Annotated in this window: 10 protein-coding genes and 1 pseudogene; 5 read left to right on the top strand and 6 right to left on the bottom strand. The window is 70.7% G+C overall.

The genetic code is table 11. The features are described 5' to 3' along the window. Nucleotides 1-7: 7 nt before the first annotated feature. The 5 genes from OG736_RS09645 to OG736_RS09625 form a co-directional block, all read right to left on the bottom strand. On the bottom strand, nt 8-1,390 hold the full coding sequence (locus OG736_RS09645; protein WP_327182066.1) for a ferredoxin reductase family protein: 1,383 nt from the start codon (nt 1,388-1,390) through the stop codon (nt 8-10). Between the two features lie 116 nt (nt 1,391-1,506). Next, on the bottom strand, nt 1,507-2,214 hold the full coding sequence (locus tag OG736_RS09640; protein ID WP_327182065.1) for a L,D-transpeptidase family protein: 708 nt from the start codon (nt 2,212-2,214) through the stop codon (nt 1,507-1,509). Between the two features lie 81 nt (nt 2,215-2,295). Further along, entirely contained in the window at nt 2,296-3,996 is a 1,701-nt protein-coding gene (locus tag OG736_RS09635; protein WP_327182064.1) for a peroxidase family protein, read from the bottom strand. A 140-nt stretch (nt 3,997-4,136) separates the two neighbouring features. After that, nucleotides 4,137-4,718, bottom strand: coding sequence for a pyridoxamine 5'-phosphate oxidase family protein (locus tag OG736_RS09630; protein ID WP_327182063.1), 582 nt, complete (start codon nt 4,716-4,718; stop codon nt 4,137-4,139). 124 nt (nt 4,719-4,842) lie between these two features. Beyond that, nucleotides 4,843-5,733 carry a hypothetical protein gene (locus OG736_RS09625; RefSeq protein ID WP_327182062.1) on the bottom strand — a complete coding sequence of 297 codons (891 nt, stop codon included), beginning with the start codon at nt 5,731-5,733 and terminating at the stop codon, nt 4,843-4,845. 210 nt (nt 5,734-5,943) lie between these two features. On the opposite strand from OG736_RS09625, the gene argH reads away from it, so the two are divergent. From argH to OG736_RS09605, 4 genes and pseudogenes are all read left to right on the top strand, one after another. Further along, nucleotides 5,944-7,377, top strand: a complete 1,434-nt coding sequence (argH, locus tag OG736_RS09620) for an argininosuccinate lyase (RefSeq protein WP_327182061.1) — start codon at nt 5,944-5,946, stop codon at nt 7,375-7,377. A 166-nt stretch (nt 7,378-7,543) separates the two neighbouring features. Next, on the top strand, nt 7,544-8,515 hold the full coding sequence (locus tag OG736_RS09615; RefSeq protein WP_327182060.1) for an aldo/keto reductase: 972 nt from the start codon (nt 7,544-7,546) through the stop codon (nt 8,513-8,515). Between the two features lie 101 nt (nt 8,516-8,616). Beyond that, a pseudogene (locus OG736_RS09610) lies at nt 8,617-9,153 on the top strand (TetR/AcrR family transcriptional regulator); the annotation flags it as partial. A gap of 116 nt (nt 9,154-9,269) precedes the next feature. Next, nucleotides 9,270-10,793 (top strand): MFS transporter, encoded by a 1,524-nt coding sequence (locus OG736_RS09605; protein ID WP_327182059.1) that lies wholly within the window; start codon nt 9,270-9,272, stop codon nt 10,791-10,793. A 252-nt stretch (nt 10,794-11,045) separates the two neighbouring features. Here the strand turns inward: OG736_RS09605 and OG736_RS09600 are convergent, their stop codons facing one another. Then, on the bottom strand, nt 11,046-11,717 hold the full coding sequence (locus OG736_RS09600; protein ID WP_054239454.1) for a lysophospholipid acyltransferase family protein: 672 nt from the start codon (nt 11,715-11,717) through the stop codon (nt 11,046-11,048). 312 nt (nt 11,718-12,029) lie between these two features. Between OG736_RS09600 and OG736_RS09595 the strand changes: the two genes are divergently transcribed. Beyond that, entirely contained in the window at nt 12,030-13,211 is a 1,182-nt protein-coding gene (locus tag OG736_RS09595; RefSeq protein ID WP_327182058.1) for a glycerophosphodiester phosphodiesterase, read from the top strand. The last annotated feature ends 17 nt before the right edge of the window (nt 13,212-13,228 follow it).

Below are 13,228 nucleotides of genomic sequence, written 5' to 3'. Positions count from 1 at the left end.
GGGTCGCTCACATCTCGAACGACTCGTGGTGGATGCGGCGGGCGGGAACCCCGGCGCCGCGCAGTGCCTCGTACACCCCTTGGGCGAAGCCGTTGGGTCCGCACATGAAGACGTCGTGGCTGTCGATGTCGGGGATCTTCCGCTGGAGGGACTCCGCCGAGATGTCGGGGCGCTCCCCGTCGGGGCTGTTGACGGCGTACATCAGCCGCGCACCGCGCTCGTCGGCGATCTTCGCCAGCTCGTCCCACAGCGCCAGGTCCTGAGTGCTGTTGGCCCGGTAGAGAAGGGTGATGTCACCGGCCGCGCCCGGCAGCGTCTCGAACAGTGCCCGCATCGGCGTGATGCCGACCCCGCCGGCCACCAGCAGCACCTTGCCGCGGCTGCGCCGGGACGCCGTCATCGCACCGTACGGACCCTCGGCCCACACCTTCGTGCCCGGCTGCAGCTCACGCAGCGCCGCACTGTGGTCGCCGATCGCCTTGACGGTGATCCGCAGGAGGTCCGGGCGGGGGGCCGCCGACAGCGAGTACGGGTGGGAGCTGGCCCGCATCCCCGGCGCCATGAACCGCCACCGGAAGAACTGCCCGGCCTCCGCGCCCATCCGGTGCAGCTTGCGCCCGCCGATCAGCACCGACACGATGCCCGGCGTCTCCTCGATGACCGCCTCGACGCGCAGCCGGTGCCGCAGGTTCAGCCGGACCGGGACGATGACGCGATACCAGACGACGAGCGCGGTGACCGAGCCGTACAGCGCGTACCAGACGGTCTTCGCGGTCGGCTCGATCGCGAAGTCGTTCCCGGTGGTGATCTGGTGCCAGAACGTCAGGAACACGGCCGCGTACGTCAGCAGATGGATGTGGTACCAGGTGTCGTACGGCATCCGGCGGCGCACGGGTCCGATCGACACCAGCCCGATGAGCAGGAACAGACCGGTGCCGATCGCCGCCTTGCCCATGTCCGGCAGCTGGTTGATGGAGTCGATCGTCTGCTGGACGATGTCCCCCAGCGTCTTCCCGGCCTGGAGCGCGTACCCCCACATGATCAGGAACACATGCGCGAAGACCAGGCAGAGCGTGTACCGGCCGCTCATCGCGTGCCAGCGAGCGACCCGGTCCGAGCCCACCCGCCGCTCCAGTGCGGGCACCCGGGCCATCTGAAGCACCACGAGCGCCATCAGGTACCCGGCGAGCAGCCCGGTGATCCGTCCCGCGTTGAGGATCTTGCTGTTGTCGTCCGCGATGTTCGGCGTGTTGGCCCACCACAGCCACAGCACACCCGCCGCGCCCGCCCATACGGCGAGCAGCAACGGGACGGCCGGGGAGCGGCGCGGGCGGATGCGGCGCATCGTCTGGCGGCGGGCGGCACGGCCGCCGGCGATCGTCGTGGTCACTGTTCCTCCGTGGATACGGACCCTTGGCCCTCAGATACGGGCCACGGCGGCGGAGTGTTCAGCGATCCACGGAGACCGTCACCGGACGCGACCACCGGAGATCGTCGCGAGGCCGCTCAGTACCGGGTGATCGCCGTCCGCCCGGCCGTCGTGCCGATCGCGATGTGCGGTCGTCTCCCCGGCCGGGCCCACGTCAGCAGCCGCCGCATCGCTCCCGTCGGCACCGACACACAACCGGCTGTCGCTCCGCGCCCGTTGACGTGCAGGAAGATTCCCGCCCCGCGGCCCCGCACCGGTCTGTCGTAGTTGAAGCCGATGACCAGCGCGTACGCGTACTGCGTGCGGTAGGCGACCAGGTGCTCGGACTCGGCCGCGCGGCAGTCCGCGGGACGCGGTTCGGTCCACCGGTTGTAGGCGCGGGACTTGTTGTCCTGGCACCACCAGGAGTCCTGGCGCACCGGTCGGTAGGCGTACGACGTCCCCGGCGGCGCGGGCCGGATGCCGAAGGCGTGGGGGAGGCCGTACAGGCCCGTCGGTGTCGTGTTCGTGCCCTGTCGGCGCGAGACGCCCTCGACCAGGCCCTTCGCGCCGAACCGGGCCGGCGTGGAACCGGCCGGCACCCATCGGCCGTTCCGCAGGTCCCACCAGGTGAGCGTGCCCGAGGTGGCACCGGCCCGCGGGGCCACGGCGGTGATCAGCTGGGTGCCGCCGCCGGTGTCCGCCATCCGCGCGGGCAGCGGCGGGGCGGCCCCGGTGCCCGGAGCGGCACCGAGCAGGCCGAGGGACGCGCAGACGAGGGCGGTGGCGACGGCACGAGGGCGCATGATCAGACGCTAAGCGCGGGTGGCGGCACCGGCAGGCCGGGTGGGCCGACCGTGCGGTGCCGGCCCACCCGCACCGGCCGCTCAGGTCACCGGACCCAGCGGGTTGAGCTGGTCGGCCCGTCCATCGAAGGCGTACAGCAGCAGGTCGGTCATCTCGAAGACGTCCTGAGAGTTGCGTTCCTCGACCGGGCTGAGGAACGGACGCCAGAACGGGTCGCGCACGATGGAGTGCCGGCTGCCCTCGATGGCCCGGTGGAACACCTCGGCGACGATGCGGCCGCCTACGCCGGTCAGCTTGCCGTCGCCCCTCACCTCGGCCTCCCGCAGGATGTAGAACCACAGCGGGGTGTGCTCGGCGACCGTTTCCGCGAGCGTGCCGGAGAGCTGCGCGCCGCCGCCCTGCGTGAAGTCGGCCGCGGTCAGCGGCTCCACGTCGACCTTGCGGTCGATGAAGTGCTCGACCATCTGCTGTCCCGTGGCGAGCCGCAGCATCGAGGCCCGGGTGAGGTTGCGGAAGGCGAGGTTCAGCTCCTCCTGCGGGGGCCTGGCCTGACCGCGTCCGCCGAAGGAGCCGAGCGGCAGGTCGGCGAGCGGGTCGACCAGCAGGGTGTCGATCCGCTTGGCGAGGTTGAACTGCGCGTCGGGCACGAGGAGGTCGGTCCGCTCCGGCACCGCCTCCTGGAAGGCGAACAGCCGCCGGAAGTCGGCGATCCAGTTGGTGGGCAGGCGCTCGAAGTCTCCCGACTCCGGGTCCGCCGGGTCGGCGGGAGGCGGCGACAGGGTGCCACTGGTGCCGCTGAACCGGAACAGGAGCTCGAGCGTGCCCCGGCCGCGGTCGAAGATCCGGTTCCAGTTGTAGCGGCCCCGGACCATGCTGTGTCCCAGCCGGTAGGCGGCCACGGAGAACTCGATCGGCATGGTCGGCAGGTCCTGTTCGCCCGGCGAGGGCTCGAACACCCGGCGGCCGTGGCTGAACACGTCCTCGACGATCTCGGGGTCGACGATCCTGCGCAGGAAGTCGTGGCGCAGCATCCACTGGTAGTGCTTGACGACCGTCTCGCGTGCCGACTCGAAGAGGACCGCGCTCGACACGCCCTTGCCGACCAGGTCGGCCACCACCCGGTTGTGGAACCGGATGAAGGCGGCGTGGACCTGGGCGACGACCAGGTTCTCGTCGTTGCGCGGGTCCGGGATCAGCGCCCGGCGCCGCTCGGACTTCAGCGAGCCCGTGCCCTGCCGGGGCAGGTCGAACCCGGTGAGGGGCCGGCCCACGACGGAGGGGTCGTCCGGTACGCCCTGGGTCGTGCCGGACTTCAGCCGGATGCCGTCGTCCTCGTAGAACCGGCGGTCGAAGGGGTGGGCGGGCCCGAGGCCGTAGAGGGAGTCGAGGTCGAGCGCCGGGGAGCGGCCCTGGAGGAGCTGGCGCACCGTGATCTCGTCGTCCAGGCGCACCGCGGTGGCGTCCAGGGTGAGGTCGTGGTCCACGAACTGGCCGAGATAGGTGAACCCCGACGGGACCCCCGGCTGGTCGGGGTGGTCCCGCTCGGGGTCCGTCATCGCCCGGGCCAGCTCGGCGCGGGCGTTCCGGTCGAGCTGCTGGGCCGGCCTGGAGCGGGGGCCCAGCCGGGAGAAGCGGAACTTGCGCAGGTCCGCCACGGTGGAGGCGGCCAGCGGCTCCACGGGACCGCCGTCCCGGGACTCGGCGAGGATGCCCTCGCCCATGACGTAGAACGAGGAGCGGACATGGCGTTTGCTCTGTGGTTCGCGTGCGGGTCGGAACATGTTTCCCCCATGTGGTCGCGCCGGCGCGAGAACGCGCGGGCGTGAGCCACGCTAGGGGACGAGTGTGGCGGAAGGGGGAATTCCGTCAAATCCCCCAAGAAGCCCAAGTGTTGACTGTCTGTACAGACAGCATATGCACGTCAAATCGGACTCAGGGGCAACGGCAGTCCGGGCAGTCCGTCCATGCTCGTGGCGATGTACTCCTTCTTCGCGAAGTACGCGCTGAGCGACTCGTCGTCCTCCCGCGCGAACCGCTTGGCGTGCAGCTCGCGGTCCTCGTCGTACGTCATGAAGGGCACCGCGTACCCGCAGGTGTCCCGCACGAGTTCGGCGTGCACGACGATGATCGCGCGCAGCCCGTGCGGGGTCGGGTCCAGGTCCGGGAAGCGGGCGAGGAGCTCCGGGAACCGGGGGTCGTCGCGGAAGACGGGTTCGCCGCGGCCGTGCACCCGCACGATGTTCGGCGGCCCCTGGAAGGCGCACCACATCAGCGTGATCCGGCCGTTCTCGCGCAGGTGAGCGATGGTCTCCGCGTTGGAGCCGGCGAAGTCGAGATAGGCCACGGTGAGTTCGTCCAGAACGGCGAACGAGCCCTTGAGGCCCTTGGGGGAGAGGTTCACCGTGCCGTCGCCGGACAGGGGGGCGGTCGCGGTGAAGAAAAGGGGCTGCTCCTCGATGAACGTGCGGAGCCTGCCGTCGATGCGTTCGTAGGTCTTTCCCATGTCTAATGATTATCCGGGAAAGTCTTTCGCGTGTCTAAGGAAATAAGGAAATACGTGGGGTGTGAACGCGCCACAGCGGCCGCCCCGGCCGGCGCTTCTCGGGGCGGCCGCTGTGCCTGTCACGTCACTTGTTCAACGTGCAGGCGGCCAGGGCGTCGAGGCCCTGCGGCTTGGTGCCCTTGCGGCCGATCGAGATGGCGATGCGGTCGATCGTGGAGACCCGCTTGTCCGCCAGCGGGCCGAGGATCGCGTTCTGCACGAAGTTGGCGCCACCCTGGCCGACCGTGTTCTGGAGGCGGGTGTTGGCCTCGTCGATCTGCGTCTGGAGCAGCGCCAGGTTGCGGTCGACCTCGGCCTGCGCGGAGGCGGGGATCGCGGGGAGCTGCGAGGCGACGTCCGGGCAGCTGATGGTGCCCACGCCGGCCGCGTCGCCGGTGTCGTCGCCCGTCTCCGCCGCGCCGCCGTCCGCTCCTTCGGCGGCGGTCTCCTCCGCGCCGGGGGTGGCCTCGGCCTCGTCGCCCGCGGCGGCGTCGTCGCCGGCGTCCTCACCGGTGTCCGCGACGCCGCCCGCGTCGAGGGCGCACGGTGCGAGCGCGTCGAGGCCCTGCGGCTTGGTGCCCTGGCGGCCGATCGAGATGGCGATGCGGTCGATCGTGGAGACCCGCTTGCCCTCCAGCGGGCCGAGGATCGCGTTCTGCACGAAGTTCGCCCCGCCCTGGCCCACGGTGTCGACCAGCCGCTTGTTGGCCTCGTCGATCTGCGTCTGGAGCAGCGCCAGGTTGCGGTCGACCTCGGCCTGCGCGGAGGCGGGGATCGCGGGAAGCTGGGAGGCCACGTCCGGGCACGAGATGGTGCCGGGGCTGGCGAGTGTCTTGGCGTCGGTCGAGCCACTGCTCTTGGACGACTCCCCGGCGAGGGCGGAGTTGACGACGACCGCGCCGGACAGTGCCAGAGCGGCGGCCGCGCCGATGACCACCACGCGACGCTTGTTGTACTTCGGAAGAGCCCTGGACATGCGGATGCCTCACTTGGGTCAGGAGTGGGTGTACAAACGCGGCGCCGGCGTTCAGTCGTGAGTACGGGTAAGCGGTTGCTGTTGTTCAAACTCCTTTCAAAAACTTCTCCGGATCCGGAACCGGGCGGCCCCCGGGGTTGAATTGACGAATCATGCATAGTACTGCATACTCATGCATGACGTTGAGTGCAGTGGTGAGGAGCAACGCAAGTGAGCAGCAACAGCGGTGACGTAAGGCTCTGGGGCGGCCGTTTCGCCGACGGTCCCGCCGAGGCACTGGCGAAGCTGTCCGCCTCCGTCCACTTCGACTGGCGCCTCGCGCCCTACGACATCGCCGGTTCGCGTGCCCACGCGCGCGTGCTGCACAAGGCGGGCCTGCTCACCGAGGACGAGCTGACCCGGATGATCGAGGGCCTCGACCGGCTCGAGGCGGACGTCGCCGACGGTTCCTTCGTGGGCACCATCGCCGACGAGGACGTCCACACCGCTCTGGAGCGCGGCCTCCTGGAGCGCCTCGGCGCCGACCTGGGCGGCAAGCTGCGCGCGGGCCGCTCCCGCAACGACCAGGTCGCCACGCTCTTCCGGATGTACCTGCGCGACCACGCCCGGATCATCGGCGGCCTGATCGCCGAACTCCAGGACGCCCTGATCGGCCTGGCGGAGGCCCACCCGGACGTGGCGATGCCCGGCCGCACCCACCTCCAGCACGCCCAGCCGGTGCTCTTCGCCCACCATGTCCTCGCACACGTGCAGTCGCTGTCCCGGGACGCGGAACGCCTGCGTCAGTGGGACGACCGCACCGCCGTGTCGCCGTACGGCTCCGGTGCCCTGGCGGGTTCCTCCCTCGGCCTGGACCCGGAGGCGGTGGCCGAGGACCTCGGCTTCGAGCGCGGCAGCGTCGGCAACTCCATCGACGGCACGGCGTCCCGCGACTTCGTCGCCGAGTTCGCCTTCATCACCGCGATGATCGGCGTGAACCTCTCCCGGATCTCCGAGGAGATCATCATCTGGAACACGAAGGAGTTCTCCTTCGTGACGTTGCACGACGCGTTCTCCACGGGCTCGTCGATCATGCCGCAGAAGAAGAACCCCGACATCGCGGAGCTGGCGCGCGGCAAGTCGGGCCGCCTGATCGGCAACCTGACCGGTCTCATGGCGACCCTCAAGGCCCTCCCGCTCGCCTACAACCGTGACCTCCAGGAGGACAAGGAGCCGGTCTTCGACTCCTGCGACCAGCTCGAGGTCCTTCTTCCCGCCTTCACCGGCATGGTCGCCACCCTCACCGTCCACCGCGAGCGCATGGAGGAGCTGGCCCCGGCCGGGTTCTCGCTCGCCACCGACATCGCCGAGTGGCTGGTCAAGCAGGGCGTGCCGTTCCGGGTCGCGCACGAGGTCGCCGGCGAGTGCGTCAAGGTCGCCGAGGCCGACGGCAAGGAGCTCGACGGCCTCACCGACGAGCAGTTCGCGAAGATCTCCGCCCACCTCACCCCCGAGGTGCGCTCCGTCCTCAACGTCCCCGGTGCCCTCGCCTCCCGCGACGGCCGCGGCGGTACGGCGCCCAGCGCGGTGGCGATCCAGCTCGCAGAGGTGAAGGCCGACGTGGCAGCTCAGCACGAGTGGGCAACGGCCAAGGGCAAGCGCTGAGGGCGGCACCCTGAGGGGCGCGGGGAACTGCGCGACAAGCCACGCACCACCCGCACCCGCCGACGAGCCGTTACCTCCCGGGCTCCGAGGCGCCCCGCATTCACCGAAGGTCACGACGGACTACGTTGGTCGGAAGCCGTACCGCAGCCGACCAACGGAGCCCGCGATGCCCTTCGCCCGACTGGCCACAGCGACGACCCCCACCTGCCACCTCGGACTGGGCCTCGCCGCAGTCGGCCGCCCCGGTTACATCAACCTCGGCCGGGAAACCGACCTCGGAGCGGACCGCAGCGTCGAATCGCTGCGCGCCCGCACCCACGAACTCCTCGACGCCGCCTACGCCCAGGGCGTCCGCTACTTCGACGCGGCCCGCTCCTACGGCCGTTCCGAGGAGTTCCTCGCCGACTGGCTGAAGGCCAGGCCGGACGTGGACGACATCGTGGTGGGCAGCAAGTGGGGCTACACCTACACCGCCGACTGGACCACGGACGCCGAGCGGCACGAGGTCAAGGACCACGGGCTCCCGACGTACGAACGGCAGCGCGCCGAGACGGCGGAACTGCTCGGCGACCGGCTCGACCTCTACCAGATCCACTCGGTGACCCCGGACAGTCCGGCCCTCACCGACAAGGAACTCCACGCGAAGCTGGCCGAGTCCGCCGCGCAGGGCCTCACCGTCGGGTTCTCCACCAGCGGCCCCGCCCAGGCCGACGCCGTCCGCGCCGCCCTCGCCGTGACGGTCGACGGCGAGCCCCTCTTCCGTACCGTCCAGTCGACGTACAACGCGCTGGAGACCTCGGCCGGCCCCGCCCTCGCCGAGGCCCACGACGCCGGGCTCACGGTGATCGTGAAGGAGGGCTTGGCCAACGGGCGCCTCGCCCAGCCGCATGCGCCGGACGCCCTGAAGGCCGTGGCGGCACAGACGTCGCTCGGCTGCGACGCGGTCGCCCTCGCGCTGATCCTGCGGCAGCCCTGGGCCGGCGTCGTCCTCTCCGGCGCGGCGACCGCCACCCAGCTCGCCTCCAACCTGCACGCGGCGGTCGTGGACCTCGACGACGATCAGGTGGACCGGCTGGCCGGGCTGGCGGAGGAGCCGCGGGCGTACTGGGAGCGGCGCGGCAGCCTGCCCTGGCACTGAGGCATCCGCCGGACCGTCCGGCAACAGCGGTGAGCCCGCCCGAGTGACTCACGCACGCCCAGGATGAGACATCATTGTCTCATCTGGGTTAGTCTTGTCTCATGGCTGTCGATCGTGATCAAGTGCTGCGCGGTGCCGCGGCCCTGCTGACCCGCAAATCCACGGCGACGATGGACGAGGTGGCCAAGGCGGCCGGGATCAGCCGGGCCACACTGCACCGTCACTTCGCCGGCCGTGACGCGCTGGTGCGGGCCCTGGAGGCCCTCGGCATCGCGGAGTGCGAGACCGCTCTGGACGCGGCGCGGCTGGACGAGGGCCCCGCGCCCGACGCCGTACGCCGGCTCGTCCAGGAGATCGAACCGGCCGCCGGCCTGCTCGCCTTCCTCTACACCGAGAACCAGCTGTTCGAGGGCGAGGAACTGAACCACGGCTGGACCCGGATAGACGACCGGATCTCCGACTTCTTCCGGCGCGGACAACTGAGCGGCGAGTTCCGCATCGACCTCACGCCCGCCTGGCTCACCGAGGCGCTGTTCGGCCTGCTGGCCTCCGGCGCCTGGATGGTGCAGAGCGGCAAGGGCGCCCCCAAGGACTTCCAGCACATGATCGTCGAGCTGCTGCTCGGCGGCGCGCTGAGGCCGCCCTCGGCACAGAGCCCGGACACCCACGGCCCGGAGACCCGCAGCCCGGCACCCCACAGCCCCGCACCACAGAACCCCGCACCACAGAGTTCGGCATCACAGATAGAGGAATCATGACCAGCACCCTGCGGCCGGCGACCACGACCGGGGCGGTGAAGCGTCCGGACCGTTGGCTCGCGCTCTCCGTCCTCGTGCTCGCCGTGCTGCTGGTGGCCGTCGACGCGACCGTCCTCGGTCTCGCGACCCCGTACATCAGCGAGGACCTCGAGCCCTCCGGCACCCAGCTCCTCTGGATCGGCGACGTCTACTCCTTCGTCATCGCCGGTCTGCTCGTCTCGATGGGCAGCCTCGGCGACCGCATCGGCCGCAAGCGGATCCTGCTCATGGGAGCCACCGCGTTCGGTCTGATATCGGTCCTCAACGCCTACGCGACGACCCCGGAGACGATGATCGCGGCCCGGGCCCTGCTCGGCGTAGCCGGTGCGACCCTGATGCCCGCCACCCTCGCCCTGATCCGCAACCTCTTCCACGACCCGCGCGAGCGCAGCCTCGCGGTCGGCATCTGGGGCGCGACCGCCTCCGCGGGTACCGCGGTCGGCCCCATCGTGGGCGGCTTCCTCCTCGAACACTTCTGGTGGGGCTCGGTCTTCCTCATCAACCTGCCCGTGATGGTCGTCCTGGTCGTCGTCGGCATCAGGACGCTTCCCGAGTCCCGCACCCCGAACCCCGGCCCGTGGGACCTGCCCAGCGTGCTGCTGTCCCTGGTCGGCATGATCGGCATCGTCTACGCCGTCAAGGAGGCCGCCACGCACGGCTTCACCGGGATCTCGCTCGGCACGGGCCTGCTGGGCGCGGCCGCGCTGTACGGCTTCGTCCGCCGCCAGCTGACCCTGCCGGCCCCCCTGCTGGACATGCGCCTGTTCCGCAACCGAGGCTTCAGCGGCGCTGTCCTGGCCGACCTGCTGACCATCCTGGGCCTGTCCGGCCTGGTGTTCTTCCTCTCCCAGTACCTTCAGCTCGTCCAGGGCAGGCGCCCGTTGGAGGCGGGTCTGGCCGAACTGCCCGCCGCCGTCGGCGCGGTGGTGGCCGGCCTGATCGCGGGCCGGGCGGCCCGCCGCCTCTCGGTACGGGTCGTGGTCTCCGGCGGCCTCGCGGCGATCGGCCTCGCGCTGGCGGCCCTGACGACGATCGGCCGGTCCACCGGCTACCCCGTGCTGGGCGCGGCCCTGCTGCTGGTCGGCGTGGGAGCGGGTTTCTCGTTCACGGTGACCGCCGACGTCATCCTGGGCTCCGTGCCCAAGGACCAGGCGGGAGCGGCGTCCGCGGTGTCCGAGACGGCGTACGAACTCGGCGCGGCCCTCGGTATCGCCGTACTCGGCTCGATCGTGACGGGCGTGTACAGGGGCTTCACGGCCCCGGCGGGCACGCCGGAAGGGGCGCACGAATCACTGGGCGGCGCGGTGGAGGCGGCGGGGCACATGTCGCCGGCCGCGGCCGAGCAGATGCTGTCGTCGGCCCGAGAGGCGTTCGTCGACGGCCTGACCGTGGCGTCCGGAGCGGGGGCGGCGGTCCTGCTGGCGACGGCGGTGGCGGCGTGGTTCCTGCTCAGGGGACAGCGCCTGGAGAGCGCCGGGTAGAGGTCCAGAGCCACGGGCGCGGGGAACGGATCCCATGCGTCCCCGGGCAGGCCCCGCAACCTCAGGGGTACGGGGGAACGCCGCCCCACGCGTCCCCGGGCAGGCCCCGCAACCTCGGGGGCGCGGCGAGCGGATCCAGCGCGTCCCCGGCAAGTCCCTCAACCTCAGGGGCGCGGGGAACTGCGCGACGAGCCACAGCGCACCCGCACCGGAAAACGGCCCCCGGCCCCCGCTCCCGCCCCGCCGGAGGCGTTACGCGGCCTTCGCCTTGGTGGCGTACATGTCCACGTACTCCTGCCCCGACAGCCGCATGACCTCGGTCATCACCGAGTCCGTCACGGCCCGCAGAACGTACCGGTCCCGGTCCATCCCGTCGTACCGGGAGAACTCCATCGCCTCGCCGAACCGGACGGTGACCCGCCCCGGCCGGGGCATCCCCGCCCCGCCCGGCTGCAACTTGTCCGTGCCGATCATCGCGAAGGGAACGACCGGCGCCCCGGTCATCAGCGTCAGGCGCGCGATACCGGTCCGCCCCCGGTACAGCCGGCCGTCGGGCGACCGGGTGCCCTCGGGGTAGATGCCGAAGACCTTCCCCTCCTCCAGCACCCGCCGCCCGGTCATCAGCGCCGCAACGCCGCCGCGGCCGCCGTCGCGGTCCACCGGGATCATGCCGACCCCGGTGAAGAACCAGGCCATGAGCCGGCCCTTGAGGCTCTTGCCGGTGACGTACTCGTCCTTGCCGATGAAGAAGACCTGCCGGTCGCACACGAGCGGCAGGATCATCGAGTCGATGAACGTGAGGTGATTGCCTGCCAGGATGACGGGGCCGTCGCCAGGGATGTGCTCCGCGCCCTCGACCCGGGGGCGGAACATCAGGCGCATGACCGGTCCGAGTACTGCCTTGATGAGCACGAAGCGGGACAACGAGCCCTCCGATGTCAAGGGAAAACGGTATGAGTCTGTGCAGGTGAGGACGATACTCGCGGCGCCGGGGATGACGCACATCGGGTCACCCAGGTCTTACGCACTGTTGACGTACGTTTACCTGTACGGCGGCATCGCCGCCTTCCTGTCATCTGCCCGGAACGCGGTGAACTACCGCGCGGAACCGGCCGGACGGCCGTACGGCACATGCCATCCCCCGTCACCCGCGTGTTAGGACCGAGGTCTCCCGACGGTCATGTCCACGCCCCTACGATCGGGCCGCACGGACGAGCCGACGGCAGGAGGCCCCTCATGGGCACGCAGGGCAATCAGGAGTCGAACCAGCAGACGGGCGCGGGCGGAACCGGACGGCGGGCGCTGCTCGGCGCCGCCGTGCTCGGTGCCACCGGAACGGTCCTCGGCCTGTCGGGCACGGCGAGAGCCGCCGACTCGTCCCGCTCAGGCAAGGGCCTGAAGAGCCTGCCCGTGCCGACGATCATCGGTCATCGCGGGGCCAGCGGCTACCGGCCGGAGCACACCTTCGGTTCGTACCAGCTCGCCCTCGACCTGGGTGCCGACATCGTCGAGGCGGGGGACCTCGTCCCCACGAAGGACGGCCACCTGGTGTGCCGTCACGAGCCGGAGATCGGCGGGACCACGGACGTCGCCGACCATCCGGAGTTCGCCGGCCGCAGGACCACGAAGGTCCTGGACGGCGTCTCCACGACCGGCTGGTTCACGGAGGACTTCACCCTCGCCGAGCTGAAGACCCTGCGGGCCGTCGAGCGCATCCCGGCCAACCGCCCGCACAACACGCTCTACGACGGCCGTTGGGAGATCCCCACCTTCGAGGAAGTCCTGAAGTGGCAGGACGAGCAGACCCGCAAGCGCGGCAGGCAGGTCTGGATCTACCCCGAGACCAAGCACCCGACCTACTTCCGCAAGCTGGGCCTGGGTCTGGAGGAGCGGGTCGCCAAGCTGCTGCACAAGTACGGCAAGGACCGCAAGAACTCGCCGGTCATCGTGCAGTCCTTCGAGCCGAGCAGCATCCAGCGCCTGAACAAGCTGGTCGACAACCCCCTCGTGGTGCTGCTGTCCGGCGCGACCTCGCGGCCCTGGGACTTCGTCGAGGCGGGCGACCCGCGCACGGTCGCCGACCTGGTCACCCGGGCGGGCCTCCGGGAGATCGCGGGCTACGCCCAGGGCATCGGACCGACCCTCGACCTGGTGATCCCGAAGGACGCCGCCGGCAACCTCACCACCCCGACCACGCTGGTGAAGGACGCCCACGCGGTCGGCCTGGTGCTGCACCCGTACACCATGCGCAACGAGAACCCCTTCCTGCCCACCAGTTTCCGCAAGGGCACGGACGCGGACGCCTACGGTGACTCCTTCGGCGCGTTCCGCACCTACTTCGCGACCGGCATCGACGGTGTCTTCACGGACAACCCGGACACCGGACTGCTGGCCCGCGCGGACTTCGTCAAGGGCTGAGTCCCCGTTGGAGTGAC

Origin of the sequence: Streptomyces sp. NBC_01334 (assembly GCF_035983595.1) — a bacterium.
Lineage (GTDB): Bacteria > Actinomycetota > Actinomycetes > Streptomycetales > Streptomycetaceae > Streptomyces > Streptomyces coriariae.
Note: the sequence above shows the minus strand (reverse complement) of the source record. Positions and strands in the feature narration are given on the sequence as shown.